This is a genomic window from Pantoea coffeiphila (genome assembly GCF_016909495.1).
In the GTDB taxonomy this organism is placed as follows: Bacteria; Pseudomonadota; Gammaproteobacteria; order Enterobacterales; family Enterobacteriaceae; genus Erwinia; species Erwinia coffeiphila.
On sequence record NZ_JAFBFW010000010.1, the window covers coordinates 43689 to 68764 of the forward strand.

Genomic DNA, 25076 nt, shown 5'->3' on the forward strand with positions numbered 1-25076 from the left:
CCCCTGTCTTTGGAGACACAAATATGAGCGAACGTATTGATTTTAATGCCACCTCCCCTGCCGGAATGAAGGCGCTGGGCGGCGTCTATGGTTATGTCGCGCAGTGCGGCGTGCCGATGAGCATTATCGAACTGATTTTCCTGCGCGTCTCACAAATTAACGGCTGCGCATACTGCATCGACATGCACACTAAAGCGTTACACAAAGAGGGGATGCCGTGGGACAAAATTGTGCTCACCCAGGTCTGGCGTGAAGCAGGAAACTGGTTTTCCAGCAATGAGCAGGCGGCGCTGGCCTGGGCCGAATCCCTGACGCTGATTGCGCAGACCAACGCACCGGACGAGGTGTATGCCCTGGTACAAAAAGAATTTAGCGAAAAAGCGATTACCGATATGACAATTGCTATCGGTTTAATGAATGCTTATAACCGTCTGGCCATAAGCCACCGCAAGCTACCAGACAGCGCCCCTCGTAATTAATCCATCCTTCTCAGCCATTTACCCCTCATCTCCTGCTGGTATTGCGGGCCGCTCAACGGCCCGTATAAATGTTACTAATTTCCGCTCATGAATCATTCTCATTTTTAATCTTTAAACACTTTTTTAATTAGCCCGTAACAATGGTATATTTCTGATACTTCCTAAAAGTGATTAAACTTGCAGCAAAAAATGCGGGTGGAATCTTTTAGCATTCCTGAATTAGCGCAATAACTTCACTGGTTCAGAGATATATCGGGTCTGTTTTACCTGCTTAACATGTTGAATTAATTCAGCATACGGAGATGTATCCTCATGCGTAAAATGGCAGTACTTCTGGCGGGTCTGGGTTTAACCAGTAAAGCCGCTGTAGAAGACGAGAAGCACGTTGATGTCTTACTGATCGGTGGTGGAGTGATGAGCGCCACGCTTGGTACCTACCTGCAAGAGCTGGAGCCGAACTGGCGCATCAGCATGGTAGAGCGTCTCGATGCAGTCGCCGAAGAGAGTTCCAACGGCTGGAATAATGCCGGGACGGGACACTCAGCGCTGATGGAACTGAATTACACTCCGGAAAATGCCGATGGATCGATCGACATTAAGAAAGCGGTAGAAATTAACGAAGCGTTCCAGATTTCCCGCCGTTTCTGGGCACACCAGGTTGAACGTGGCGTATTGCGCGATCCGCGCAGCTTCATTACCAGCGTGCCGCATATCAGCTTTGTCTGGGGCGACGATAACGTCAGCTTCCTGAAACGTCGCTATGCGGCGCTGCAAAACTGCAGCCTGTTCCGCGGTATGGAGTACTCAGAAGACGCTGAACAAATTAAACAGTGGGTGCCGCTGGTGATGGAAGGCCGCGAGCAGGGGCAGAAAGTTGCCGCTACCCGTATTCCTATCGGCACCGACGTCAACTTCGGTGAAGTCACCCGCCAGCTGGTCACCTCGCTGAAGAAGAACCCGAACTTTAGCCTGAAAAATCGCCACGAAGTGCGCAAGGTTCATCGTAACAGCGACGGCAGCTGGAACGTGACCGTGGCCGATCTGAACAACGACGGCAAGCAGGACACCATTCGCGCTAAATATGTCTTTATCGGTGCCGGTGGTGCGGCGCTGACGCTGTTACAGGAATCCGCAATTCCTGAAATGAAAAACTATGCAGGCTTCCCGGTAGGTGGCGAGTTTCTCGTTAGCGAAAACCCGGAAGTGGTGAAGCGCCATCTGGCGAAGGTGTACGGCAAAGCGTCCGTTGGTGCACCGCCGATGTCCGTTCCGCACCTGGATGCCCGCACACTGGACGGCAAGCCGGTTCTGCTGTTCGGTCCATTTGCTACCTTCTCCACCAAGTTCCTCAAGCAGGGTTCCCTGTGGGATATGTTTGGCTCTATTACGCCATCGAACCTGATGCCGATGATGCGCGTGGGGATGGATAACTTCGATCTGGTGAAATATCTGGTCGGTCAGGTGCTGCTCAGCGCTGACGATCGCCACAAGGCGCTGTGCGAATACTTCCCGGACGCGCGTAAAGAGGACTGGCGACTGGTGAAAGCCGGTCAGCGCGTGCAGATCATTGAGAAAGATGCCAAAAAAGGCGGCGTGCTGAAGCTGGGCACCGAAGTGGTCACCTCGCAGGACGGCACCATTTCCGCACTGCTGGGCGCATCGCCGGGTGCCTCAACGGCGGCGCCGATCATGCTGGACCTGATGAGCAAAGTGTTCAAAGAGCAGATGGCATCGTCAGACTGGCAGAGCAAACTGAAGGCGATTATCCCGTTCTATGGCCAGAAGCTGAACGGCAACGTGGCCGCGACGGAGAAGGAACTGGCGGACACCAGCCGCATCCTGCAGCTGGACTACGCGCCAATGACCTCTGCCAATGATGAAAACAGCGAGCAGGCGGCGGAAGTCGTCGGTAAGTAATCGCAGGATGGGGAAACCCATGCGCCAACGGGCGATTTGAAAACGAAAAAAAGGCGGATATCCGCCTTTTTTCTTGCGCTAAATTCGAGGAACTAAGCCAGCTGGATAGCTTCCACCAGCATCCACAGCGTCGTTGCCAGCAGCGACAGCGCCATGATGGTGTTAAACAGCTGTAGCTTCCACGGCACCTGCAGATGCTTACCCAGCCGATCGCCCATCATCGCCCACACCAGGATGCACGGCAGATTCAGCACCATAAAGCCGACCATCACCGCCAGAATACTGCTGTTGACGGTGTACATCAGCGCCACGTTGGTTGCCATCAGCCAGGCTTTCGGGTTCACCGCCTGAAACAGCGCGCCGCCAATCATCGTCATCGGACGCGCTTTACCACGCAGTTCCGGCGCGCCGGAACGGAAGATTTTCCACGATAGCCACAGCAGATAGCCGCAGCCCAGCAGCGTCAGCGGCAGGCGGATTGCTCCCATCCACGTCAGCAGGACTTCCAGCAGCGCACCGGCCAGTGCGGTCTGTAAGCCACAGCCCAGCATAATCCCGGTGACCATCGGCAGAGTACGGCGCATACCAAAATTGACCCCGGAGGTCGCCAGCATCAGGTTGTTAGGGCCTGGGGTAATCGACATAACGGTGACATAGCTGACAAAAGAGAGATCGAGCATAAGAGAGTTCCTACATTCCGGGTGAATACAACCAGTGTATTCACTCTGTCATGATGGTAACAGATGCAGAAAAACAGTATTGTTATGGGTACAAAGTGATTTAAGTTATCACTGTACCCATCCGTTGAGGAGCGATCTGTGTCCATTACCGAACCGCAGGCAACGCTGTACCATAATCTGGCCGAAACGCTGGCCGCCGCGATCCAGCAGGGTACGTTTATGCCCGGTAGCCGACTGCCCGCCATCCGCCGCTGCGCGGCCAGCCATCAGGTCAGCGTTAATACCGTGCTGACCGCCTACGGCATTCTGGAAGATCGCGGCCTGATTGAAGCGCGGCCGCAGTCCGGTTACTACGTGCGCGATGCGCTCCCTTCGCTGACCTACCAGTCTCCACCGCGCAGCAGCGTACGCTCGCCGGGGAGTAAAAAACTCGACCTGATCGATGCCGTTTTTGCCGCGCAGAACCATGCCGACTACACCAATATCTCGCTGGCCTGCCCGCAGAACAGCGACTTTTTCCCCACGGCAAAAATCAGCCGCATCATGGCCTCACTGCTGCGCCGTGAACCCGACCTGATTGGCCGCTACGCCCTGCCGCCGGGCAGCCTGCGCCTGCGTCGGGAAATCGCCCGCCGCTCAATGGATTTGGGTATTCGCATCAGCACGGACGACGTAACGCTCACCCACGGCTGTATGGAAGCACTCCAGCTGGCGCTGCGCGCGGTTACCCAGCCCGGCGACTGCGTTGGGCTGGAAACGCCGACCTACTTTTACCTCTTTCCACTGCTCGCCAGCTTAGGGCTTAAGGTGCTGGAGATCCCCACCGATCCCCAGCTCGGGCTGTCTCTGGATGCGCTGGAGCTGATGCTGCAGGAGCGGCGCATTCAGGCGATTATCGCCATGCCGAACGCGCAGAACCCACTGGGCAGCAGCATGACGCTGGAAGGGAAAAAGCGGCTGGCGCGACTGGTGAATCAGTACGAAGTACCGCTGCTGGAAGATGGCCTGTATGCCGAACTGCAGTTCTGCTGGCCGCTGACGCCTGCGGTGAAAGCCTTTGATGAAAACGGCTGGGTGCTGTACTGCAGCAGCTTTACCAAAACGGTGGCACCCGACTTCCATCTCGGCTGGATTGCCGCCGGCCGTTTCAGCCAGGAGCTGGCACGGCTTAAATCCGTTTCCTCGCTGGCAGAATCGCGCCTGCTGTCGGAAACGCTGGGGATTTTTCTGGAGTCCGGTGGCTACGATCACCATCTGCGCTCGCTGCGCCGCCGCTATGCCGCCCAGCTGGAGGAGGCGCGCGGTATCATCGCCCGCCATTTCCCGCACGGAACGCGCGCCACCCGCCCCAGCGGAGGGTTTGTCTTTTGGGTTGAGCTGCCTGGCAATATCGACAGCGTTGAGCTGTTCCACAGGCTGCTGCAGGAGAAAATCTGCCTGACGCCCGGCGCGCTTTACACGCTGAGCGAGCGCTGTAATAACGCTCTGCGGCTCTCCTGCTGCTACCCGTTTAATGAGCGCTACATCTGGGCGCTACAGCGCAGCGGTGCCGTGGCCTGTGAAATGAGCGGCATTGCGGCTGGCGTGGCGTAAAAACTATGGCGTACCGTTGCGACCCCAGGCTGCATAGCCCTTACGCGCGGTCAGGCGCTCGTAGTAGGCCCGAACGGCAGGAAACTCCGCGTGTTCAAGCGGGGTTTCATACCAGCGATTAACCGACAGGCCAACCGGGATGTCTGCCAGTGAGAAGTTGTCCCCGGATACGTAAGCTCCGGTTTTCTCCAGCTGCTGGTTGAGTATCCCCATGGTGTATTCCCAGCCCTTGCAGGCCGCCGCCAGTAAGGTTGGGTCCTGATGTGCAGGGGAATGGCGAACCAGCGACATAAACGCATAGCGCCAGGCGGTGTTAAGTTCGGTAGCCTGCCAGTCAATCCACTGGTCTACGCGCGCACGCTGTCGGGGATTTTGCGGGTAGAGCCATTCGCCCCCATAGGCATTCGCCAGGTAGCGGATAATGGTGTTGGATTCCCACAGGATAAAATCATCGTCCAGAATAACCGGAATGAGCGCGTTCGGATTCAGCGCTTTAAACGCCTCTTCCTTCGGCGACTGAAAACCCTCGCCCCACTCTTCACGTTCAAAGGGGATACCTAATTCATCACAGATCCACAGTACTTTTCTGACATTGATCGAAGACGCTCTTCCCAGTATTTTCAGCATAATATGTTCCATTTTTTATCTGATATTATCTAGTAATAGCCATAATCAACGAGGCTGACAACCCCTGTGATAAATCATCGCACTACGTGGTCAGTCCCCATGGAAATCTTCCGGTTACAGGTATTGTTATGACGCAGCTACGCCCTTTTAAACAGGTTGATGTTTTTACTTCCACGCCGTTTAACGGTAATCCACTGGCGGTCATTATGGATGCCGACGGCCTGAGCGATGAGCAGATGCAGACCATCGCGCGCTGGACCAATCTTTCCGAAACTACCTTTGTTTTACCGGCAACCGAACCGGCGGCAGATTACCGCGTGCGTATTTTCACCCCGGACATGGAGCTGCCGTTTGCCGGGCATCCTACGCTGGGCACGGCGCACGCATTGCTGGAGTCCGGTATTTCGCTGAATCAGCCGCAGCAGATCGTGCAGCAGTGCGGCGTCGGTCTGGTGAAGATCCGCATCGCCGATGACGGCGCGCTGGCGTTCGCCTCGCCGGAGGCAGTGCTGACACCGTTTAGCGATGCGCCCATTTCCAGCGCGCTGAACAGCGATAAGCTGGAAGAGCAGCTGCCGGTGATGGTGGTCGATATGGGTATTCGCTGGCTGCTGGTGCCAATGAAGTCGGCGGAAGCGGTGCTGGAGATCAAACCGGACGCCGTCGAGTTTGCCCGGCTGATTAAGAAATCCAACGTGAACGGGGTAATGCCGTTTGGACCACTCAAAGGCGTCGCTGATGGCTATGAGGTGCGTGGCCTGCTGATTGAACAAGGTTCCCTGACGGAAGATCCGGTGACCGGCAGCGCGAACGCGTGCCTGGCACGCTATTTCCAGGCACGCGGCGTGGAGCTGGACTATCTGGTTCATCAGGGAACCGCCATCCAGCGTGCGGGAAGAGTGACCGTGACCTACGCCAGCGACGGCGTGTGGATTGGTGGCCAGACGGTCACGGTGCTGGATGGAGCCATCAGACTGTAAGGCAGTCGCAGGCGATTCGATTCGCTATCACAGTGGAGCGCCCCGGCTGGCTTGCTGGCTTGCTGGCTTGCTTGCTTGCTTGCTTGCTTGCTTGCTTGCTTGCTTGCTTGCTTGCTTGCTTGCTTGCCAAAGAGGTTGCGCTCCCGGCCGTGATAGTGAATCGCAATCAGGCGAATTACAGGAACATCCCGCCTGACGCTTCGATGCGTTGGCCGTTAACCCAGCGGCACTCTTCGCTCAACAGAGCGGCAACGGCGTTGCCGATATCATCAGGCAGGCCAACGCGGCCCAGCGCGGTTTGCGCAGCAATCGCTGCATTCATTGCCGCATCATCACGCACCCGACCCCCGCCAAAATCTGTCTCAATCGCACCGGGAGCAAGAATGTTGACCGCAATACCGCGAGCCCCCAGCTCTTTGGCCTGATAACGTGTCAGTACCTCCATCGCACCTTTGACCGCCGCGTAAGCGCCGGAGCCCGGCAGCGTAAAGCGCGCCAGCCCGCTGGACACATTCAGAATGCGCCCGCCGTCGGTAATCAGCGGCAGCAGCTTCTGAGTGAGGAAGAAAGGCCCCTTAAAATGCACGTTCACCAGCTGGTCAAACTGTGCTTCGGTCGTGTCGACAAACGGCGTATAGAGGCCGGTTCCTGCATTGTTGAATAAGTAATCAAAGCTGTCGCGCTGCCATACTTTTTGCAGCGTTTCCCGCCCGCGTCCGGCAAAGGCATCAAAGCTGCTGCTATCGCCCACATCCAGCTGTAGCGCCACTGCGCGCGCACCCAGAGCCTGGATTTTCGTGACAACCGCCTGCGCTTCCTGCTCTTTACTGTGCCAGGTCAGAATGATATCAATCCCCTTTTCCGCCAGTTTTAACGCTGCATTCTGGCCTAAACCGCGGCTGCCGCCGGTGATCAGTGCAATTTTCTCGCTCATTTGTTTCTCCAGGGAGTGGGCTGTGGACAAAAAACAAGATATTACTGCTCTGATGAACTATAAATAGCGTTAACTACGCTTCACTGTTCCATTAACAACAACAATAAGAGAAAAAATGGATAAAATACACACAATGAAAGTGTTTGTACGCGTGGCGGAAATGCAGAGTTTTACCCGCGCTGCAGAGAGCCTGGGACTGCCCAAAGGCAGCCTGTCGCGCCAGATCCAGGCGCTGGAAAACAGCCTTGGTTCACGCCTTCTGCACCGAACGACGCGGCGGGTGCAGCTGACACAGGATGGTCAGATTTACTTCGAACGCTGCCGTGATGTGCTGGCCACGCTGGAAGAGATGGATTCGATGTTCCAGCACGATCCGGCCACGCTCAGCGGTCGGCTGCGGGTAGACATGCCGGTCAGCCTCGCCAGCGGCTATCTCATCCCGCTGCTCCCCGAATTTCTTCAGCACTACCCCGGAATTGAACTGGAGCTGAGCAGCAGCGATCGCCGGGTAGATGTGGTACGAGAGGGCTTCGACTGTGTCGTTCGCGTGGGGATTTTAGAAGATTCCGGGCTGGTCGCACGGCCGCTGGGCCATCTTCCGCTGATTAACTGCGCCAGTCCTGACTATCTTGCACGCTTCGGTACACCGGAATCCCTGAAGGATTTGTCCCAGCATGCGATGGTTCACTACAGCCAGCAGCTCGGTGTGCAGTCGGGCGGCTTTGAATATTTTGATGGTAAAACGACCACGCTGATCAAAACCGGCGGTGCCGTCACCGTGAACAGTACGGAAACCTACCGCTCGGCCTGCCTGGCCGGTCTGGGCATTATTCAGGTACCGAGCGTTGGCGTGCAGAGCGCGCTGAAAGAAAAAAAACTGGTGGAGATTTTGCCACACTTCCCGGCATGCCCGATGCAGCTGTCGCTGCTCTGGCCGCATCGTCGTAATCAGGCACGGCGGGTTCAGGTGTTCATTGAATGGCTGAGCCAGGCACTGAAGCGCTACGTTGCCTGACTGGCAGGCTATAATTTGCAATTAAACGTTAATCAAAAGGATAGAGAAGGATTCATGGCGGATACTCAACGGCACGATCCCCAGGCGGCAGACACGGCGAAAAAACCGCTGATCAACATCAAAACCGGGAATCATACGGTCGATAAATCCATCACCCGAGTCTCCCGGCTGGTCAGCTGGTTCCGTGCCATTCCGGCGGTAGCGCATTTTATTCGTGCGGGTGAGCGATTTAACGATCGGCTTGGCAGCCAGTTTGGCGCAGCGATTACCTATTTCTCATTTCTTTCGCTGATCCCGATCCTGATGGTGTCGTTTGCCGCCGTCGGCTTTTTACTCGCGTCAAATCAGGATCTGCTGACCGAACTGATCGATAAGATCGTCAGCAGCATTAGCGATCCCGCTCTGGCGGCAACGTTAAAGAATACGGTCAATACGGCGATCCAGCAGCGTACGACGGTCGGGATAACCGGTCTGCTGGTGGCGCTGTATTCAGGCATCAGCTGGATGGGTAATCTGCGTGAAGCGATACGCGCTCAGTCCCGCGACGTCTGGGAACGGACGCCGCAGGATCAGGAAAAAGTCTGGTTCAAATATTCTCGCGACTTTATCTCGCTGACCGGGCTGGTGCTGGCGCTGATTATTACCCTGTCGCTGACCTCAATTGCCGGTGCGGCGCAGGCGACGATCGTAAGGGCTCTGGGGCTGGAAGATATCGAATGGCTGCGCCCGGCGATGACGACGATTGCTCTGTCGATCTCCATATTTGCCAACTATCTCCTGTTTCTGTGGATTTTCTGGATACTGCCGCGCCACAAGCCGCGTAAAAAGGCACTGCTGCGCGGTACGCTGCTGGCGGCGATTGGTTTTGAGGTAATTAAATTTATTATGACCCTGACGCTGCCGAAGCTGGCTTCTTCACCGTCCGGTGCCGCTTTCGGCTCCGTGCTGGGGCTGATGGCGTTCTTCTACTTCTTTGCCCGTCTGACGCTGTTCTGCGCGGCGTGGATCGCCACCGCACAGTATAAAGATGACCCGGAACCTATCGGGAAATAACGTTAACAGGCCGGAGAAATCCGGCCTGACTACTTCAGCAGCGCACAGCTGTGGTCCTGCAACTCTTCGGCAGATCCCCGGTTCAAAAGCAGCCAGTTGCGCTCGACCACCATCAGCGCCCGCCGCCCGTCCTTCAACGCAGCAATGGCCACACCGTAACGCCCCATATTTTCACGTGCGCCGGGCAGTTCGTTGGCTATACGGATAAACGGGCTGGTGCGCTTAAACTCATCGCGGGTAATCGCCCGTATAAAGTAATCATGTTTACCCAGTTTATAGGTCTGCCACTGGTCATTCAGCGTGCTATCGAGGGCATCCAGCTGCTGGCGAATATCGGCCCGCAGGCAGGAGATATGAACGTGCAGCTGGTTCTGCGTCCGTCCCCACTCAGAATTCACCGCCAGCGAATAGACCCGATCGTTAATCGCCGCCCCCCGTCGTTCTTCCATAAAGTGCCGGGTGCGCCAGGCCTCGGATAAAAAATTCGGCGTGGCCGGGCTGAGTAATTTTCGACTTTCAACGCCGGTTATTTTTGCGATCGGCAGTAGCAGAAACTGTAGCGCACCATTACGGTCTTTTAGTACCACATAACCATCGGCTTCACTGACCAGGCTGCACGGGGCCGGATCGTGTTTCTGCTGCTCGCCCACGACGCACTGCTGGCTGACAATCTTCCATAAGGCATCGGCATTATTATTAAAATACAGAGCCATAGCGCCAGCCGATGCCGCTATTACCCCCACCAGCAAAATCGCTAAGCGCTTTCTTCCATGCATCAATCATTACCTCAGCCAATAATCGTTCACAATGTAATCGAAGCGGGCGGCAAGATCATGTGAAATCATCGGCGAGCGTGCTTCCGCGGCAAGGAACGTTGCGATGAATACGCTTAGTCCAACAGAGAAAAACAAAAAGGGCCGACAGTGTCGGCCCTGATTGCATGACTCCCGATCGGTATTTAGCGCTTCATCACCTGATCGTAAGTTCCACCTTCAGCGAAGTGGGTTTTCTGTGCCGCCGTCCAGCCACCGAACTTACCGTCGATAGTGAACAGCTTCACCGGCTGGAAGGTGCTGGCAAATTTCTTGGCAACGGCCTCATCGCGCGGACGGTAGAAGTTCTGCGCCGCGATAGTCTGGCCTTCCGGCGAGTAGAGATACTTCAGGTACTCGTCAGCAACTTTACGGGTATCGCGCTCGTCGACCACTTTATCCACCACGGAAACGGTCGGCTCGGCCAGGATGGACTCGCTCGGGGTGATAATTTCAAACTGATCTTTACCCAGTTTGTTCACCGCCAGATACGCTTCGTTTTCCCAGGCAATCAGCACGTCACCAATGCCGCGCTCAACGAAGGTGTTGGTGGCGCCACGTGCGCCGGAGTCCTGTACTTCAACATTCTTAAACAGCGACTTCACGTATTCCTGCGCTTTAGCCTGATCGCCGTTGTTCTGATCCAGTGCCCATCCCCAGGCTGCCAGATAGTTCCAGCGTGCGCCGCCGGAGGTTTTCGGGTTCGGAGTAATCACAGAGACGCCCGGCTTAATCAAATCCGGCCAGTCATGAATTTGTTTTGGGTTACCTTTACGCACCAGGAAGACAATGGTGGAGGTGTACGGTGCGGAGTTATCCGGCAGGCGTTTGATCCAGTTTTTATCGATGCGGCCACGTTCTGCAATGGCGTCAACGTCCGAGGCCAGCGCCAGGGTCACAACATCCGCTTTAATCCCGTTGATCACCGACGTCGCCTGTTTGCCTGAGCCACCGTGCGACTGGCGAATCACCACGTTATCGCCGGTTTCCTGCTTATAGTGAGCGCTGAACGCTTTATTGTATTGCTCATACAGTTCACGTGTTGGATCGTAAGAGACATTCAGCAGCTGAATATCCTTCGCCAGCACGCTGGTTGAGGCCAGTAACAGGGTAATTCCCACACTCCACTTCTTCATTGCACGCACTCCCAAAGGTTTAATCTGAGAAGGAGCGTGACATAAAGCAGACTGCGAATTAAAGAATTAAAAAGAAGCTGTAATAACTATATGGAATAACACTTTGCATAAAAAAGGCGCTGGAGCGCAGCGCCTTGTTTTTTATCAGTAAAGCTTTTTGGCCGTATCCAGCCAGTCGCCCTTAAACGGACGCTTCATATTTTCGATCGCATCAATGATGTCGTGGTGAACCATTTTCTCGTTCTGAATACCCACGCAGCGACCGCCGTAGCCCTGCAGCAGCAGTTCGATGGAGTAAGCACCCATACGAGAAGCAAGAATACGGTCATAGGCAACCGGTGCCCCACCGCGCTGAATATGACCCAGCACGGTTGCACGGGTTTCACGCTTCGTTTCAGCTTCGATATATTTCGCCAGCTCGTCCACATCGCAGATGTGCTCGGTAATCGCCACAATCGCGTGCTTTTTACCCTTGGCAATACCGGCTTTAATCTCCGCCAGCAGCTCTTCACGGGTGTATGGCGTTTCTGGCAGTACGATAAACTCACAGCCACCGGCAATCGCCGCCGCCAGGGTCAGATCGCCACAGTAGCGGCCCATCACTTCAACGATAGAAATACGCTGATGCGAAGAGGAGGTATCACGCAGGCGGTCAATCGCTTCAACGACCGTTTCCAGCGCGGTGAAGTAACCGATGGTGTAGTCCGTACCGGCAACGTCGTTATCGATCGTGCCCGGCAGGCCGATGCACGGGAAGCCCATTTCGGTCAGGCGCTTGGCACCCATGTAGGAACCGTCACCGCCGATCACTACCAGCGCGTCAATGCCGCGCTTTCTCATATTATCAAGGGCTACCGCACGCACTTCGTCTTTACGGAAATCAGGGAAGCGTGCAGATCCAAGGAATGTACCACCGCGGTTAATCATGTCGGATACGCTGTAGCGATCCAGATTAACCATGCGATCTTCATACAGGCCCAGATAGCCGTCATAAATACCAAAAACTTCCAGCCCTTCACTCAGCGCCGCGCGTACGACACCGCGGATTGCAGCGTTCATACCTGGGGCGTCGCCGCCGCTTGTCAGTACACCGATTTTCTTGATCATGACAACCTCTGAACTTGTTGATGCAAATGTTGAATTCTGAACGCCGGGGCGGCAGGACGCGCGCACAAGAGCTAACCGACTAAGTTAAGCTGATAGTATATCAAATCTTGTTAGCTGAATTGATTCAGGTCAGGCCAGATTTGCCTATTTTTTTTGCGGTAACTCACGTTTTATGTGATGCAGAGCTAACTGATTCATTTAACGACAATTTACCACTAAAAATTATTTTTTGGCTCCACCGGCACTACGGAGCACGGGTCCTGATGGATAATCACATCAGAACCCGGAAATCGTGCCAACAGCGCCTGCTCCAGCTCATCCGCTATCTGATGTGCCTTAACCAGCGGTAAGTGGTCATCCATTTCCAGATGGAGCTGAATAAATCGAGTCGGACCAGACTGGCGGGTGCGAATATCATGCGCCCCCTGGATACCGGATTTCGCCGCAATAATCTCCAGAATGATCTGCCGCTCCTCATCGGGCAGTGCGCGATCGAGCAGCGCCTGGACAGCTTCATAACCCATCCGTAACGCGCTATACAGAATCCAGACGCCAATGCCTAAGGCAAACAGCGCATCCGCGCGATGAAAACCGTACCAGCTCAGGCCAAGTGCCAGCAGTATCGCCCCGTTCATAATCACGTCTGACTGATAGTGCAGCATGTCGGCACGAATCGCCAGGCTGTGGGTGCGGCGTACGACCCAGCGCTGGAAAGTGACCAGTATTAGCGTAGAAAACAGCGCGATAACGGTGACGATCATCCCCACCAGCGGCGCATGCATTGGGGCGGGCGTGGCCAGATGCTGAAGACCCGTCAGGAACAGAAACAGGGCCGATCCAGAAATAAACATGCTCTGCGCCAGGGCGGCGAGCGATTCGGCTTTGCCGTGGCCGAAAGTATGTTCCGCGTCAGCGGGCTGCAGCGAGTAGCGAACAACCAACAGATTGGTCAGGGAAGCGGCGATATCCACCAGCGAGTCAACCAGCGCGGCCAGTACGCTGACCGATCCGGTATGCCACCAGGCGAAAATTTTGATGATCAACAGCAGCGAAGCAAGAACCGTAGCGGCCAGTGCTGCCGAGTTGACCAGCCGAGCATAGCGTTGATTCATGACGCACTCCGGCAGGAAAAGTACCGTCAGTATACTGGATTTAAGCGCAAAAAATCCCCGGTTATTGCGAGCCGGTGCATGTGGAGAAACATTGAAATCTGATGGGCAAAAAAAACCCCCTCATCATGAGGGGGAAGACAGGGATGGTGTCTATGGCAAGGAAAAACAGGGATAGTATGTACTGGTACTTTACGGGTTACTGCTGGTGTTACGTACTGCCTGCAGCGGTGAGGCCTGCTGCGAGTTCGTTAGCTGGCGCAATTCATTGATGCGCTGCTGATGTTTCTGTTCTAAGACAGCCTGCTGCTGCGGTGTTAACAGGTGATACATCTGGTTGCGTACCCGGGCCATCTCGACCTGGCGTCCAACCTCTGCCTGCGCTATTTTTTCCACCTGAGCTTCGTAAGCTGCCTGATCGAATTTATCTGCAATAATCAGTTCGTGTAGCTGCTCTAAATCGTTAATACTTATAGGAGAACGATCGTGCCGTGCCTGCTGCATCAGATCCCGTAGTTGCTGACGCTGCTGCTCCGTTAAATTGATGCCATCAAACATGTGATTTTGCGGGCCCAGCCTGAATGTGCTGCTTGCTCCATCAGTGTGATGCATCTCGTCATTCGTCGTAACGTCAGCAGCCCATGCGGTGGAGAGGCTAAGCACCAGCGCCTGAACCGCAACGACGGCGGTAACTCTGCGCATCGTTTACTCCCAAGTTTGTTTCCGTATTTCGATTCAACGAGATTCAGTCTACGGGGCCTGCTGCAAACAAGCGTCAGGGGGTGTAAAACTACGTAAAGTCATAGATTGAGCGCGTTCGTTCACGGTATTTTGCCTGCGGAGGGCAATAAAAGATGAATAAAATCCTGTTGGTTGACGATGACCGCGAATTGACTTCGCTGCTGAAAGAATTGCTGGAAATGGAAGGCTTCAATGTGCTGGTTGCCGGTGACGGTGAACAGGCGCTGGCGCTACTGGATAGCAGTGTCGATCTGCTATTACTTGATGTGATGATGCCGAAGAAAAACGGCATTGATACCCTGAAAGAACTGCGTCAACAGCATCAGACGCCGGTGATTATGCTGACCGCTCGCGGCAGCGAGCTGGATCGCGTACTCGGGCTGGAACTGGGCGCGGACGATTACCTGCCAAAACCGTTCAACGACCGGGAACTGGTTGCGCGTATCCGTGCCATTCTGCGCCGCTCCAACTGGAGTGAGCAGCAGCAACAGCACGACAACAGCTCGCCAACGCTGGAGGTGGATTTACTGCGCCTGAACCCGGGCCGCCAGGAAGCCAGCTTCGACGGCGTGACGCTGGATCTGACCGGAACAGAATTCACTTTGCTCTACCTGCTGGCACAGCATTTAGGCCAGGTTGTATCACGTGAACATCTGAGCCAGGAAGTCCTTGGTAAGCGGCTTACCCCGTTCGATCGCGCTATCGATATGCATATCTCAAACCTGCGGCGCAAGCTGCCGGAGCGTAAAGACGAACATCCGTGGTTCAAAACGCTGCGCGGACGTGGCTATCTGATGGTGTCCGCAACATGATATCCAGCCTGACCACCCGCATCTTTGCCATATTCTGGCTGACGCTGGCACTGGTGCTGATGCTGGTGTTAATGCTGCCGAAGCTCGATTCCCGCCAAATGACGCCACTGCTGGACAGTGAAGAACGGCAGGGAGTCATGATTGAGCAGCACGTTGAGGCGGAGCTGGCACAGGACCCGCCCAACGACCTGATGTGGTGGCGCAGGCTGTTTCGCGCAATTGATAAGTGGGCTCCCCCCGGCCAGCGTTTGTTGCTGGTCACCAGCGAAGGCCGGGTGATTGGCGCGCAGCACAATGAAATGCAGGTGATTCGTAATTTTATCGGCCAGTCTGATAACTCGGATCAACCGCAGAAGAAAAAATATGGCCGCCTGGAAATGGCTGGCCCGTTCTCCGTGCGCGATGGGGAAGACAGCTATCAGCTGTATCTGATCCGTCCCGCCAGTAACTCACAGCTCGATTTTATCAATTTGCTGTTTGACCGGCCGCTGCTGCTGCTGATCGTCACCATGCTGATCAGCTCACCGCTGTTGCTCTGGCTGGCATGGAGCCTGGCAAAACCGGCACGCAAATTGAAACATGCCGCGGATGATGTAGCCGCCGGTAACCTGCGCCAGCGACCGGAACTGGAAGCCGGTCCGCAGGAGTTCCTTGCGGCGGGTGCCAGCTTCAACCAGATGGTCAGCGCGCTGGAACGGATGATGACTTCGCAGCAGCGGCTGCTATCCGATATCTCGCATGAACTGCGCACCCCGCTGACTCGCCTGCAGCTGGCCACCGCGCTGATGCGCCGCCGCCACGGTGAGGCCAAAGAGCTGGAGCGTATCGAGATGGAAGCACAGCGCCTGGATGGCATGATCAACGACCTGCTGGTGCTCTCGCGTACTCAGCACAAAAATGCGCTGGTCAGCGAGGCGATCAAGGCCAATCACCTGTGGTCGGATGTACTGGAAGATGCAAAGTTCGAAGCAGAGCAGATGGGTAAATCGCTGGAGGTGCCTTATCCACCGGGTCCGTGGCCACTGTACGGTAACCCCAGCACGCTCGACAGCGCGTTGGAGAACATCGTGCGTAACGCCCTGCGCTACTCGCACAGCAAAATTTCGGTCAGCTTCTCGGTGGATAAAAAAGGCGTCACCGTCCATGTGGATGATGACGGCCCGGGCGTCAGCCCGGAGGATCGGGAACAGATTTTTCGTCCGTTTTACCGCACCGATGAGGCGCGCGACCGCGAATCCGGCGGTACGGGGCTGGGGCTGGCAATTGTGGAAAATGCCATTCAGCAGCATCACGGCTGGGTGAAAGCCGATGACAGTCCGCTGGGCGGGCTGCGGCTGACCATCTGGCTACCGCTGTATACCACTCAGCACGAATAATTTGCTATCCTGCGGCCCTCGTATCAGAGGGCCGTTTCATGCTACATATCGTTTTATTCGAACCTGAAATTCCGCCGAATACCGGCAATATCATTCGCCTGTGCGCCAATACCGGCTTTCAGCTGCATCTTATCGAACCGCTGGGTTTTGCCTGGGATGATAAACGACTGCGCCGCGCCGGGCTGGACTACCACGAATTCACCGCCATTAAGCATCATGCAAACTATGAGGCGTTTGTCGCCGCAGAAGCGCCTGAGCGCCTGTTTGCGCTGACCACCAAAGGAACCCCTGCCCACAGCGCGGTAAGCTATCAGGATGGCGATTATCTGCTGTTTGGCCCGGAAACGCGCGGCCTGCCGGCCAGCATTCTTGATGCCCTGCCCGCACAGCAAAAAATCCGTATTCCGATGATGGCGGACAGCCGCAGCATGAACCTGTCAAATGCGGTATCGGTGGTGGTATATGAAGCGTGGCGGCAGCTGGGCTATGCGGGTGCGCTGCTAAGAAGCTGAAATCTGAGCCAGGCTCAGATCCCATCGCCGAATTCGAAGCCCGGCACCATACCGTTAAAGTGCTGGTCCATATCCATTGACGGCATGTCGCTGTTGGGCTTGCCGACAATGCGCGCAGGAACGCCAGCGGCGGTGGTATGCGGCGGAACCGGCTGCAATACAACGGAACCCGCGCCGATCTTCGCCCCCTGACCCACTTCGATATTGCCGAGGATCTTAGCGCCCGCGCCGATCATCACTCCCTGACGGATCTTCGGGTGGCGATCGCCGCTGGTTTTACCGGTACCGCCAAGGGTAACGGATTGCAGAATAGAGACATCGTCTTCGATAACCGCCGTTTCACCCACAACGATCCCCGTGGCGTGGTCAAGCATGATACCGCGGCCGATTTTCGCCGCCGGGTGGATATCCACGGCAAACGATACGGACACTTCGTTTTGCAGATAGACCGCCAGCGCACGGCGGCCCTGATGCCACAGCCAGTGGCCAATGCGATGCGCCTGAAGTGCGTGGAACCCTTTCAGATAGAGTAGCGGGGTCGAGTATTTATCGACCGCCGGGTCACGCTGACGCACCGCCTGAATATCGCAGGCGGCGGAAACGATCATCGACGGGTCCTGCGAATACGCATCCTGAATAACTTCACGGATAGCAATCGCCGGCATAATCGGATTTGCCAGCTTGTTGGCCAGCATATAACTCAGCGCACTTCCGAGGTCATCGTGCTTGAGCAGGGTAGCGTGGTAAAAACTGGCCAGCATAGGTTCACAATCGGCCAGCGCTCGCGCTTCCGTTTTGATGTTATCCCAGATCAGTTCAGGTTCTGCACACGACATAACTCACTCCCCACTAAAAATGGCGTCACCAGGACGCCAACAGACAACGACACGGTTACACCATCTTAGCTACCGCTGTTCTCATCTTTTCTGGTACGCCCAAGCAGACTCAACGCTGCCTCACGTGCATTTTTACCACAGTACAGTACCTGATAAATCTGCTCGGTGATTGGCATTTCAACGCCAAATCGCGCGGCCAGTGCTTTCACTTCTTTGGTATTGCGGAAGCCTTCCACTACCTGGCCGATGGTTTGCTGCGCGCCTTCAACATCCGCGCCCTGGCCCAGCATCATGCCAAAACGACGATTGCGCGACTGATTGTCGGTACAGGTCAGCACCAGGTCACCGAGGCCGGCCATACCCATAAACGTCGTAGGGTCGGCACCCAACGCTGCACCCAGGCGGCTCATTTCAGCCAAGCCACGGGTAATCAGCGCCGTACGGGCATTCGCACCAAAGCCAATGCCATCCGACATTCCCGCTCCGATAGCGATAACGTTTTTTACCGCGCCACCGAGCTGAACGCCGATAAAATCAGGATTATTGTATACCCGGAAACTTTTACCACAGTGCAGTAACTGCTGGATCTCATCTGCGAAAGTGCTATCGGTAGCCGCCAGCGCTATCGCCGTTGGCATACCGGCAGCCAGCTCTTTGGCAAATGTCGGACCGGAAATCACCGCCAGCGGGATCGCGTCGCCCAGAATTTCTCGCGCCACATCCTGCAACAGACGACCGGTTTCTTTCTCCAGGCCTTTCGTTGCCCACACCAGACGGGAGTCGGCACGCAGATGTGGTTTAATCTGCTGCAAAACGTCGCCAAATACATGGCTGGGAACAACGACCAGCAAATCCCGGCTGGCAGCAATTGCTTTAGCCAGATCGGTTTCAATCTGCAGAGTATCGGGGAAAGGCACATCGGGAAGGAAAGCGGTATTGCAGCGATCGGACTGAAGCTGCGCCTGGTGCTGTGGATTATGCCCCCACAGCACCACGTCGTGGCCATTACGGGCAAGCGTAATCGCCAGGGCGGTGCCGTACGAGCCGGCACCGATGACGCTCATGGAAGCATGAGAGCTACGCATTAAGCATCCTGCTGCTGCGCTGCACCTTCTGACTGCTGCAGATAGTTCATAAACAGCGCGTCGAAGTTAACCGGTGCAAGATTCAGCTGCGGGAAAGTACCGCGAGAAACCAGGCTGGTGATGCATTCACGAGCATACGGGAACAGGATGTTCGGGCAGTATGCACCCAGGCAGTGTGCCATCTGCGTGCCTTCAATGCCGCTGACGGAGAAAATACCCGCCTGCTGAACTTCGCACAGGAACGCCGCTTCGTCGTTTACCGTTGCGGTTACGGTTACGCGCAGTACAACTTCATATACGTCGTCAGCCAGCTGAGTAGAGGCGGTATCAAGATCCAGCTTAACTTCCGGTTCCCACTCTTTCTGGAAAACCTGCGGTGCATTTGGCGCTTCAAAAGAGATGTCTTTGGTATAGATACGCTGGATCTGGAAAGCCATCTCGGTGTTGTTTTGTTCTGACATGATACGTAATCCTATGGGTTAATAATCCGTTATTGTGCCGCAGTGTTCGTCATCCTGTGAGCGCTCAGTGCGTACTCAGCTCGTTACTATTTTAACAGCGGGTCAAGACCGCCGCGGCCGTCGAGCGCAAAGAGATCGTCACAGCCGCCAATGTGCTGTGCATCAATAAAAATTTGAGGAACGGTAGTCCGGCCGCTGCGTTTGATCATCACTTCACGCGTATCGGCATCCCCATCAATCGGGATTTCCTGATAGCTCACGCCTTTCTGATCCAACAGCGCTTTGGCACGATGGCAGAAAGGGCAGGTTGCTTTGGTATAGATCTCAATGTTAGCCATGCCGACACTCCTGAAGTTTACTTACCGCGAACCAGCGGCAGGTTCTCGCCGCTCCAGCCGGAAATACCGTCTTTCAGCACATACACCTGTGCAAATCCGGCAGCGTTCAGCTGCGACGCGGATTCACCTGCTGAAGTACCGGTCGCACAAACGACAATCAGCGGCTGCGCTTTGTGTTTTTCCAGTTCGCTGAAGCTGCCTTTTTTGATATCAGCAGCCAGTACGTTAACTGAATTTGAAATATGGCCTTTACGGAAGTCATCGCGCCCACGCACATCTACAACCACGGCATCTTCTTTATTGATTAAACGGGTGGCTTCACCACGGCTAATCGTTTTTACTTTGGAGAACAGACCCTTAACCGTAGTCACGATCACCAAAACCAGCAAAACAACCCACGCCAGACTTAAAATTGTGTGATTGCCTGCAAACTGCATAATATCTTGCATGAGGGGTAACAACTCCCGGAAGGGTTAATAAGCTAAAAATAAGGCTTCTGAGTATACCTGCCAAGGCTGCCATGTACAGTCGATAAGCTGCTCAGAGTTATGTTTTCTGCGGCAGATTACAAAAAAAAGTTGCCTTAAGTGAAAAATACTATCCTGACATAACGGTGTATCGTTCTTAAGCGGTTATTTGTTGTGCAGCGAGCCATTACGGCTGTCGCTCATCGTGATTCTGAAAGGATTAACGACCGCGCAAAAATCCCGTGCCGGAGAGCGATTACTGTTACTGTCAGTAACTGAAAACCCGGTAGAGATGGCTGGTAAGCCGCTGTTCATCGTGGAATAATCCGAAGCTATGAGGGAAAAAGCAACAGTGATACATTCATGGACCCCACGTAACAAGCAGGCATCCACGCCGTCATTACGTGCAAGCTTGTCCATCCTGACCGTCAGTGTTCTTTGCACCGGCGCGTTGCTATGGTCTTTTTCTGCTTCCGCCGCCGACGACAATAAGTCACAGCTGCAGAGTATCCAGCAGGATATCGCTGAAAAAGAGAAAAGCGTTCAGCTGCAAAAACAGCAGCGCAGCAAACTTCTCGATCAGCTGCAGGCTCAGGAAAAAGTTATCGCTCAGGCCAGCCGCCAGCTGCGGGAAACGCAGTCGGGTCTGGGTTCACTGAGTAAAGATATCAGTTCTCTCACCGCCTCCATCAATAAGCTTCAGAAACAGCAGCAGCAGCAGGAATCTATGCTGGCGCAGCAGCTTGATGCCGCTTTCCGCCAGGGCCAGCACAGTGGTTTACAGCTGATCCTCAGTGGCGAAGAGAGCCAGCGCAGCGAGCGCATGCTGGCCTATTTCGGCTATCTGAACGATGCCCGGCAAAAATCCATCGATGAGCTGAAGCAAACCCGCAGCGACCTCTCGGCGCAAAAAACCAGCCTGGTAGACAAGCAGGCGCAGCAAAAATCCCTGCTGGAGCAACAGCAAACGCAGCAGCAAAAGCTTGAGGGTGCGCGCCAGGCGCGCAAACAAACCCTGACCACGCTCGAATCGTCGCTGGAGAAAGATCAGGCGCAGCTGGTGGAACTGCGGCAGAACGAAAGCCGCCTGCGCGACAAAATTGCCAAAGCCGAGCGGGAGGCGAAAGCCCGTGCTGAACGGGAAGCGCGTGAGGCGCAGAAAGTGCGCGAACGCGAGGCGCAGGCGAAACGGAAAGGCACCACCTATAAACCCACCGAGAGCGAGCGAGCGCTGGTTTCCCGTACCGGCGGCCTTGGCCGGGCGGCAGGACAGGCGCTGTGGCCGGTTCGCGGCAGCATCGAGCACCGTTTTGGCGAACAGCTACAGGGTGAGCTTCGCTGGAAGGGCCTGGTGATCGCCGCACCGGAAGGGACCGAAGTTAAAGCGATTGCCGACGGTCGAGTGCTGATGGCCGACTGGCTGCAGGGTTACGGGCTGGTGGTGGTCGTGGAGCACGGTAAAGGCGATATGAGCCTGTACGGCTATAATCAGAGTGCGCTGGTGAGCGTGGGAACACAGGTCCGGGCAGGGCAGCCCATTGCGCTGGTTGGCAACAGCGGTGGCCGCGGCACGCCTTCACTCTATTTCGAAATCCGCCGCCAGGGACAGGCCGTCAATCCACTGCCGTGGTTAGGAAGATAAGTTTGTTTCAGTTACGAAAACTCAGCGGCCTGCTGGTAGCGCTTGTTTTGGCCAACCCGGCGTTTGCCGGTAAGCTTTCAATAGTGATTGATGATTTTGGCTACCGTCCGGCGCAGGAAAATCAGGTATTACAGATGCCTGCGGCCATTTCCGTGGCGGTGTTGCCCAATGCACCACACGCCCGGGAGATGGCAACCAAAGCCCATCAGCGCGGCCACGAAGTGCTGATCCATTTGCCGATGGCCCCACTCAGCAAACAGCCGCTGGAAAAAGACACTCTGCGACCGGACATGTCCGTGGATGAAATTGCGCGCATCGTGCGTGAAGCCGCTGCCGATGTACCGTATGCCGTTGGGTTAAATAACCATATGGGTAGCGCAATGACCTCCAGCCTGCCCGGCATGCAGAAAGTGATGCAGGTTCTTGACCGCTATAATTTTTATTTTCTCGACAGCATGACTATCGGCAACAGCCAGTCAACGCGCGCCGCCGCCGGCACCAGCGTTAAAGTCATCAAGCGCCGCGTGTTCCTGGACGATACGCAGAATGAGGCGGATATCCGCCAGCAGTTTACCCGGGCGGTCCGGCTTGCCCAACGCGACGGCTCGGCAATTGCCATTGGTCACCCGCATCCGACAACGGTGCGCGTTTTGCAGCAGATGTTGCCAACGCTGCCTGCCGATATCACGCTGGTGCGCCCAAGCCAGCTTCTCAACGAACCACAGCATGGCAGCAACACGCCGCTGCCTGAGACCCGGCCGCAACCGAACAAGCCGCGCAATCCGTTCCGCGTGGGCAAAAACTGCCCGGTGAAAACCGTGCCGGTTCCGGCAACGCTGGCTCTTGGGATTGTCGCTGAAAGCGTCGCCAGCAGCCCGCTGTTGAAAACGCTGTCGCAGCAGTTTTCAGGATTAAAGCCTGATTTTTCTCGCTAATTCGTTTGCCGCCAGCGCCAGCTGGCGGCAGCGTGTTAAGATGGCCAGTTAAGGATCACCTTGCCCGAGTGGCCGGAACGCATTTCATCAAACCCCTGCTGGAAATCATCAATATCAAAGCGATGAGTAATAATCGGCGTTAAATCCAGCCCGGACTGCAGCAGCGCCACCATTTTGTACCAGGTTTCAAACATTTCCCGACCATAAATCCCTTTGATAAACAGCCCCTTGAAGATCACCTGATTCCAGTCGATGGCCATTTCCTCGGAAGGAATACCCAGCATAGCAATACGCCCGCCGTGATTCATCACGCCCAGCATGGAACGAAATGCTGCGGGTACGCCAGACATCTCCAGTCCGATATCAAAGCCTTCCGTCATTCCCAACTCACCCATCACCGATCTCAGGTCGTCCCGGCTGACGTTAACCGCCCGGGTGACGCCCATTTTCTGGGCCAGCTTCAGCCGGTATTCGTTAACGTCTGTGATAACCACATGCCGCGCCCCCACGTGGCGACAGATGGCCGCCGCCATGATGCCAATCGGCCCCGCGCCGGTTATCAACACATCCTCACCGACCAGATCGAATGACAGCGCCGTATGCACCGCGTTGCCGAAGGGATCGAAGATGGCCGCCAGCTCGTCAGGAATATTATCGGGAATTTTAAACGCGTTAACCGCCGGAATTGACAGATATTCGGCAAAGCAGCCCTGACGATTCACGCCAACGCCAATCGCATTGCGACACAGATGAGTTCGCCCTCCCCGGCAGTTACGGCAGTGGCCGCAGGTGATATGCCCCTCGCCGGATACCCGGTCACCGGGCTGAAAACCGACCACTTCCTGCCCCACCGCCACCACCTCGCCGACGTATTCGTGGCCGGTAATCATCGGCACCGGGATGGTTTTCTGTGACCAGGCATCCCAGTTATAGATATGCACGTCGGTACCGCAGATCGCCGTTTTGCGGATTTTTATCAACACATCATTGTGGCCCGGCTCGGGTATTGCGGCGTCGTTGATCATCCAGATCCCCTGGCGGGCGTGCAGTTTGGCTAACGCTTTCATTACTCCTCCTTATCCGGCAATGACGCCCAGCTGACGGCCAACACGGGTGAATGCATCAACCGCACGTTCCAGCTGCGGCTGGGTGTGGGAGGCTGAAATCTGGGTGCGGATGCGCGCTTTTCCTTCAGGCACCACCGGGTAGAAGAAACCGGTAACAAAGATCCCTTCCTGCTGTAACAGACTGGCAAAGGTCTGGGCCAGCCGCGCATCGCCCAGCATCACGGGAATGATGGCGTGATCAGCCCCTGCCAGAGTGAACCCCGCGGCCTGCATCGCGGAGCGAAAATAATTTACGTTATCCCACAGCCGCTGCCGCAGCCCATCGCCTTCTGCCAGCATGGAAAGCACCTGTAAGGATGCCGCGACAATTGAGGGTGCCAGGGAATTGGAGAACAGATAAGGGCGCGATCGCTGACGCAGCCACTCCACCACCTCTTTTTTGGCGGCGATGTAGCCGCCGGACGCCCCACCAAGCGCTTTGCCCAGTGTGCCGGTAATGATGTCCACTCGGCCCATCACGCCGCAGTATTCATGGCTGCCCCGTCCCGCCTCACCGACAAAACCTACAGCGTGAGAATCATCCACCATCACCAGCGCCTGGTAGCGATCGGCGAGATCGCAGATCCCCGCCAGATTAGCAATCACGCCATCCATCGAAAACACGCCGTCGGTAGCGATAAGAATATGACGTGCGCCCGCTTCCCGCGCCCGTTGCAGGCAGGATTCCAGCTCGGCCATATCATTGTTGGCATAGCGATAGCGCTGAGCTTTACACAGGCGGATGCCGTCTATAATCGATGCGTGATTCAACGCGTCGGAGATCACCGCATCCTCCGCACCCAGCAGGGTTTCAAACAGCCCGCCGTTGGCGTCAAAGCAGGAGGAGTAAAGGATGCTGTCTTCCATGCCCAGAAATTCCGCCAGTCGATGTTCCAGCTGGCGATGCTGGTCCTGCGTCCCACAGATAAACCGCACCGAGGCCATGCCAAAACCGTGCGTATCCAGCCCGGATTTTGCTGCAGCAATCAGCGACGGATGGTTAGCCAGCCCGAGATAGTTATTAGCGCAAAAATTCAGTAGCTCGCTACCGTCAGCTAATTCAATTACCGCCTGCTGCGCACCTGCAATCTGCCGCTCGTGCTTAAACAGCCCCTCGCGATCCGCATTCAGCAACTGCTGCTTAACCTGCTGATAAAAAACATCCTTCATGTTTATCCCCCTCCTGCTCTTTTCAGCGACACTGTGCACTGAAAGTACAGCACAATAGCGGACAGACATGATGGAAGATGCAAATATTGCAGCATATCTCACGGAATAATTTGTTCAGCACCCCAGGTTACAGACTCGTCTGGCTGTGTGTGG

Annotated in this window: 26 protein-coding genes; 11 read left to right on the top strand and 15 right to left on the bottom strand. The window is 55.5% G+C overall.

What is annotated here, in order from left to right; genetic code table 11:
- The first annotated feature begins 23 nt into the window (after nt 1-23).
- Complete coding sequence (locus JOE09_RS23645) at nt 24-479, top strand: carboxymuconolactone decarboxylase family protein (RefSeq protein ID WP_105594478.1); 456 nt, start codon at nt 24-26, stop codon at nt 477-479.
- Between the two features lie 312 nt (nt 480-791).
- Nucleotides 792-2396 carry a malate dehydrogenase (quinone) gene (gene mqo, locus JOE09_RS23650; protein ID WP_200547465.1) on the top strand — a complete coding sequence of 535 codons (1605 nt, stop codon included), beginning with the start codon at nt 792-794 and terminating at the stop codon, nt 2394-2396.
- 92 nt (nt 2397-2488) lie between these two features.
- Here the strand turns inward: mqo and JOE09_RS23655 are convergent, their stop codons facing one another.
- Nucleotides 2489-3076 carry a LysE family translocator gene (locus tag JOE09_RS23655; RefSeq protein ID WP_205067562.1) on the bottom strand — a complete coding sequence of 196 codons (588 nt, stop codon included), beginning with the start codon at nt 3074-3076 and terminating at the stop codon, nt 2489-2491.
- A gap of 138 nt (nt 3077-3214) precedes the next feature.
- On the opposite strand from JOE09_RS23655, the gene JOE09_RS23660 reads away from it, so the two are divergent.
- A complete protein-coding gene (locus tag JOE09_RS23660) occupies nt 3215-4669 on the top strand; it encodes an aminotransferase class I/II-fold pyridoxal phosphate-dependent enzyme (RefSeq protein WP_205067563.1) in 1455 nt (484 codons plus the stop codon).
- A gap of 3 nt (nt 4670-4672) precedes the next feature.
- Here the strand turns inward: JOE09_RS23660 and JOE09_RS23665 are convergent, their stop codons facing one another.
- On the bottom strand, nt 4673-5296 hold the full coding sequence (locus tag JOE09_RS23665; RefSeq protein ID WP_200547467.1) for a glutathione S-transferase family protein: 624 nt from the start codon (nt 5294-5296) through the stop codon (nt 4673-4675).
- Nucleotides 5297-5424: 128 nt separating this feature from the next.
- On the opposite strand from JOE09_RS23665, the gene JOE09_RS23670 reads away from it, so the two are divergent.
- Nucleotides 5425-6276 (top strand): PhzF family phenazine biosynthesis protein, encoded by an 852-nt coding sequence (locus tag JOE09_RS23670; RefSeq protein ID WP_205067564.1) that lies wholly within the window; start codon nt 5425-5427, stop codon nt 6274-6276.
- Nucleotides 6277-6451: 175 nt separating this feature from the next.
- On the opposite strand, the gene JOE09_RS23675 is transcribed toward JOE09_RS23670, so the two are convergent.
- Nucleotides 6452-7210, bottom strand: a complete 759-nt coding sequence (locus JOE09_RS23675) for an SDR family NAD(P)-dependent oxidoreductase (protein ID WP_205067565.1) — start codon at nt 7208-7210, stop codon at nt 6452-6454.
- A gap of 115 nt (nt 7211-7325) precedes the next feature.
- Between JOE09_RS23675 and JOE09_RS23680 the strand changes: the two genes are divergently transcribed.
- Nucleotides 7326-8225: a LysR family transcriptional regulator gene (locus tag JOE09_RS23680; protein WP_205067566.1), complete on the top strand. Its 900-nt coding sequence runs from the start codon at nt 7326-7328 to the stop codon at nt 8223-8225.
- Nucleotides 8226-8279: 54 nt separating this feature from the next.
- Nucleotides 8280-9278, top strand: coding sequence for an inner membrane protein YhjD (gene yhjD / locus JOE09_RS23685; RefSeq protein WP_205067567.1), 999 nt, complete (start codon nt 8280-8282; stop codon nt 9276-9278).
- A gap of 29 nt (nt 9279-9307) precedes the next feature.
- Here yhjD and JOE09_RS23690 read toward each other — a convergent pair whose 3' ends face one another.
- The 5 genes from JOE09_RS23690 to cpxP form a co-directional block, all read right to left on the bottom strand.
- Nucleotides 9308-10054, bottom strand: coding sequence for a CDP-diacylglycerol diphosphatase (locus JOE09_RS23690; protein ID WP_205067568.1), 747 nt, complete (start codon nt 10052-10054; stop codon nt 9308-9310).
- A 182-nt stretch (nt 10055-10236) separates the two neighbouring features.
- Nucleotides 10237-11226 (bottom strand): sulfate ABC transporter substrate-binding protein, encoded by a 990-nt coding sequence (locus JOE09_RS23695; protein WP_105594468.1) that lies wholly within the window; start codon nt 11224-11226, stop codon nt 10237-10239.
- Nucleotides 11227-11370: 144 nt separating this feature from the next.
- A complete protein-coding gene (pfkA, locus tag JOE09_RS23700; RefSeq protein ID WP_205067569.1) occupies nt 11371-12333 on the bottom strand; it encodes a 6-phosphofructokinase in 963 nt (320 codons plus the stop codon).
- 215 nt (nt 12334-12548) lie between these two features.
- Nucleotides 12549-13445 carry a CDF family cation-efflux transporter FieF gene (fieF, locus tag JOE09_RS23705; protein WP_205067570.1) on the bottom strand — a complete coding sequence of 299 codons (897 nt, stop codon included), beginning with the start codon at nt 13443-13445 and terminating at the stop codon, nt 12549-12551.
- Between the two features lie 189 nt (nt 13446-13634).
- Entirely contained in the window at nt 13635-14144 is a 510-nt protein-coding gene (gene cpxP, locus JOE09_RS23710) for a cell-envelope stress modulator CpxP (protein ID WP_205067571.1), read from the bottom strand.
- 152 nt (nt 14145-14296) lie between these two features.
- Between cpxP and cpxR the strand changes: the two genes are divergently transcribed.
- Genes cpxR through trmL form a run of 3 tightly spaced genes read left to right on the top strand, consistent with a single transcriptional unit; the run spans nt 14297 to nt 16883 of the window.
- The gene (gene cpxR, locus JOE09_RS23715) at nt 14297-14995 is read left to right on the top strand and encodes an envelope stress response regulator transcription factor CpxR (protein WP_105594464.1); all 699 of its coding nucleotides are present in this window, start codon (nt 14297-14299) and stop codon (nt 14993-14995) included.
- The gene (gene cpxA / locus JOE09_RS23720; RefSeq protein ID WP_105594463.1) at nt 14992-16371 is read left to right on the top strand and encodes an envelope stress sensor histidine kinase CpxA; all 1380 of its coding nucleotides are present in this window, start codon (nt 14992-14994) and stop codon (nt 16369-16371) included. Before cpxR ends, cpxA begins: the two co-directional genes overlap by 4 nt.
- 38 nt (nt 16372-16409) lie before the next feature.
- Nucleotides 16410-16883 carry a tRNA (uridine(34)/cytosine(34)/5-carboxymethylaminomethyluridine(34)-2'-O)-methyltransferase TrmL gene (gene trmL / locus JOE09_RS23725; RefSeq protein ID WP_200547475.1) on the top strand — a complete coding sequence of 158 codons (474 nt, stop codon included), beginning with the start codon at nt 16410-16412 and terminating at the stop codon, nt 16881-16883.
- Nucleotides 16884-16897: 14 nt separating this feature from the next.
- Here trmL and cysE read toward each other — a convergent pair whose 3' ends face one another.
- From cysE to JOE09_RS23750, 5 genes are all read right to left on the bottom strand, one after another.
- Nucleotides 16898-17719, bottom strand: coding sequence for a serine O-acetyltransferase (cysE, locus tag JOE09_RS23730; protein WP_105594461.1), 822 nt, complete (start codon nt 17717-17719; stop codon nt 16898-16900).
- Between the two features lie 65 nt (nt 17720-17784).
- A complete protein-coding gene (gpsA, locus tag JOE09_RS23735) occupies nt 17785-18804 on the bottom strand; it encodes an NAD(P)H-dependent glycerol-3-phosphate dehydrogenase (RefSeq protein ID WP_105594460.1) in 1020 nt (339 codons plus the stop codon).
- A complete protein-coding gene (secB, locus tag JOE09_RS23740) occupies nt 18804-19265 on the bottom strand; it encodes a protein-export chaperone SecB (RefSeq protein ID WP_105594459.1) in 462 nt (153 codons plus the stop codon). Before secB ends, gpsA begins: the two co-directional genes overlap by 1 nt.
- 86 nt (nt 19266-19351) lie before the next feature.
- On the bottom strand, nt 19352-19603 hold the full coding sequence (grxC, locus tag JOE09_RS23745; protein ID WP_105594458.1) for a glutaredoxin 3: 252 nt from the start codon (nt 19601-19603) through the stop codon (nt 19352-19354).
- Between the two features lie 17 nt (nt 19604-19620).
- Nucleotides 19621-20052: a rhodanese-like domain-containing protein gene (locus tag JOE09_RS23750; protein WP_105594457.1), complete on the bottom strand. Its 432-nt coding sequence runs from the start codon at nt 20050-20052 to the stop codon at nt 19621-19623.
- A 352-nt stretch (nt 20053-20404) separates the two neighbouring features.
- On the opposite strand from JOE09_RS23750, the gene envC reads away from it, so the two are divergent.
- Nucleotides 20405-21712, top strand: coding sequence for a murein hydrolase activator EnvC (envC, locus tag JOE09_RS23755; RefSeq protein ID WP_205067572.1), 1308 nt, complete (start codon nt 20405-20407; stop codon nt 21710-21712).
- Between the two features lie 2 nt (nt 21713-21714).
- Complete coding sequence (locus JOE09_RS23760) at nt 21715-22647, top strand: divergent polysaccharide deacetylase family protein (RefSeq protein ID WP_205067573.1); 933 nt, start codon at nt 21715-21717, stop codon at nt 22645-22647.
- Between the two features lie 35 nt (nt 22648-22682).
- Here the strand turns inward: JOE09_RS23760 and tdh are convergent, their stop codons facing one another.
- Both tdh and JOE09_RS23770 read right to left on the bottom strand, forming a co-directional pair.
- On the bottom strand, nt 22683-23714 hold the full coding sequence (gene tdh / locus JOE09_RS23765) for an L-threonine 3-dehydrogenase (RefSeq protein WP_205067574.1): 1032 nt from the start codon (nt 23712-23714) through the stop codon (nt 22683-22685).
- A 9-nt stretch (nt 23715-23723) separates the two neighbouring features.
- The gene (locus JOE09_RS23770) at nt 23724-24923 is read right to left on the bottom strand and encodes a glycine C-acetyltransferase (protein WP_205067575.1); all 1200 of its coding nucleotides are present in this window, start codon (nt 24921-24923) and stop codon (nt 23724-23726) included.
- Between the last annotated feature and the right edge of the window lie 153 nt (nt 24924-25076).

What these genes read in the sequence shown, in the direction of transcription:
- trmL (WP_200547475.1), top strand. Translation starts at nt 16,410, where the DNA reads ATGCTACATATCGTTTTATTCGAACCTGAAATTCCGCCGAATACCGGC.
- JOE09_RS23675 (WP_205067565.1), bottom strand. Translation starts at nt 7,210, where the DNA reads ATGAGCGAGAAAATTGCACTGATCACCGGCGGCAGCCGCGGTTTAGGC.
- pfkA (WP_205067569.1), bottom strand. Translation starts at nt 12,333, where the DNA reads ATGATCAAGAAAATCGGTGTACTGACAAGCGGCGGCGACGCCCCAGGT.
- fieF (WP_205067570.1), bottom strand. Translation starts at nt 13,445, where the DNA reads ATGAATCAACGCTATGCTCGGCTGGTCAACTCGGCAGCACTGGCCGCT.
- JOE09_RS23690 (WP_205067568.1), bottom strand. Translation starts at nt 10,054, where the DNA reads ATGCATGGAAGAAAGCGCTTAGCGATTTTGCTGGTGGGGGTAATAGCG.
- tdh (WP_205067574.1), bottom strand. Translation starts at nt 23,714, where the DNA reads ATGAAAGCGTTAGCCAAACTGCACGCCCGCCAGGGGATCTGGATGATC.
- JOE09_RS23665 (WP_200547467.1), bottom strand. Translation starts at nt 5,296, where the DNA reads ATGCTGAAAATACTGGGAAGAGCGTCTTCGATCAATGTCAGAAAAGTA.
- cysE (WP_105594461.1), bottom strand. Translation starts at nt 17,719, where the DNA reads ATGTCGTGTGCAGAACCTGAACTGATCTGGGATAACATCAAAACGGAA.
- JOE09_RS23770 (WP_205067575.1), bottom strand. Translation starts at nt 24,923, where the DNA reads ATGAAGGATGTTTTTTATCAGCAGGTTAAGCAGCAGTTGCTGAATGCG.
- gpsA (WP_105594460.1), bottom strand. Translation starts at nt 18,804, where the DNA reads ATGCGTAGCTCTCATGCTTCCATGAGCGTCATCGGTGCCGGCTCGTAC.
- secB (WP_105594459.1), bottom strand. Translation starts at nt 19,265, where the DNA reads ATGTCAGAACAAAACAACACCGAGATGGCTTTCCAGATCCAGCGTATC.
- yhjD (WP_205067567.1), top strand. Translation starts at nt 8,280, where the DNA reads ATGGCGGATACTCAACGGCACGATCCCCAGGCGGCAGACACGGCGAAA.
- JOE09_RS23750 (WP_105594457.1), bottom strand. Translation starts at nt 20,052, where the DNA reads ATGCAAGATATTATGCAGTTTGCAGGCAATCACACAATTTTAAGTCTG.
- cpxP (WP_205067571.1), bottom strand. Translation starts at nt 14,144, where the DNA reads ATGCGCAGAGTTACCGCCGTCGTTGCGGTTCAGGCGCTGGTGCTTAGC.
- JOE09_RS23695 (WP_105594468.1), bottom strand. Translation starts at nt 11,226, where the DNA reads ATGAAGAAGTGGAGTGTGGGAATTACCCTGTTACTGGCCTCAACCAGC.
- JOE09_RS23645 (WP_105594478.1), top strand. Translation starts at nt 24, where the DNA reads ATGAGCGAACGTATTGATTTTAATGCCACCTCCCCTGCCGGAATGAAG.
- cpxR (WP_105594464.1), top strand. Translation starts at nt 14,297, where the DNA reads ATGAATAAAATCCTGTTGGTTGACGATGACCGCGAATTGACTTCGCTG.
- JOE09_RS23670 (WP_205067564.1), top strand. Translation starts at nt 5,425, where the DNA reads ATGACGCAGCTACGCCCTTTTAAACAGGTTGATGTTTTTACTTCCACG.
- grxC (WP_105594458.1), bottom strand. Translation starts at nt 19,603, where the DNA reads ATGGCTAACATTGAGATCTATACCAAAGCAACCTGCCCTTTCTGCCAT.
- JOE09_RS23655 (WP_205067562.1), bottom strand. Translation starts at nt 3,076, where the DNA reads ATGCTCGATCTCTCTTTTGTCAGCTATGTCACCGTTATGTCGATTACC.
- JOE09_RS23680 (WP_205067566.1), top strand. Translation starts at nt 7,326, where the DNA reads ATGGATAAAATACACACAATGAAAGTGTTTGTACGCGTGGCGGAAATG.
- cpxA (WP_105594463.1), top strand. Translation starts at nt 14,992, where the DNA reads ATGATATCCAGCCTGACCACCCGCATCTTTGCCATATTCTGGCTGACG.
- envC (WP_205067572.1), top strand. Translation starts at nt 20,405, where the DNA reads ATGAGGGAAAAAGCAACAGTGATACATTCATGGACCCCACGTAACAAG.
- mqo (WP_200547465.1), top strand. Translation starts at nt 792, where the DNA reads ATGCGTAAAATGGCAGTACTTCTGGCGGGTCTGGGTTTAACCAGTAAA.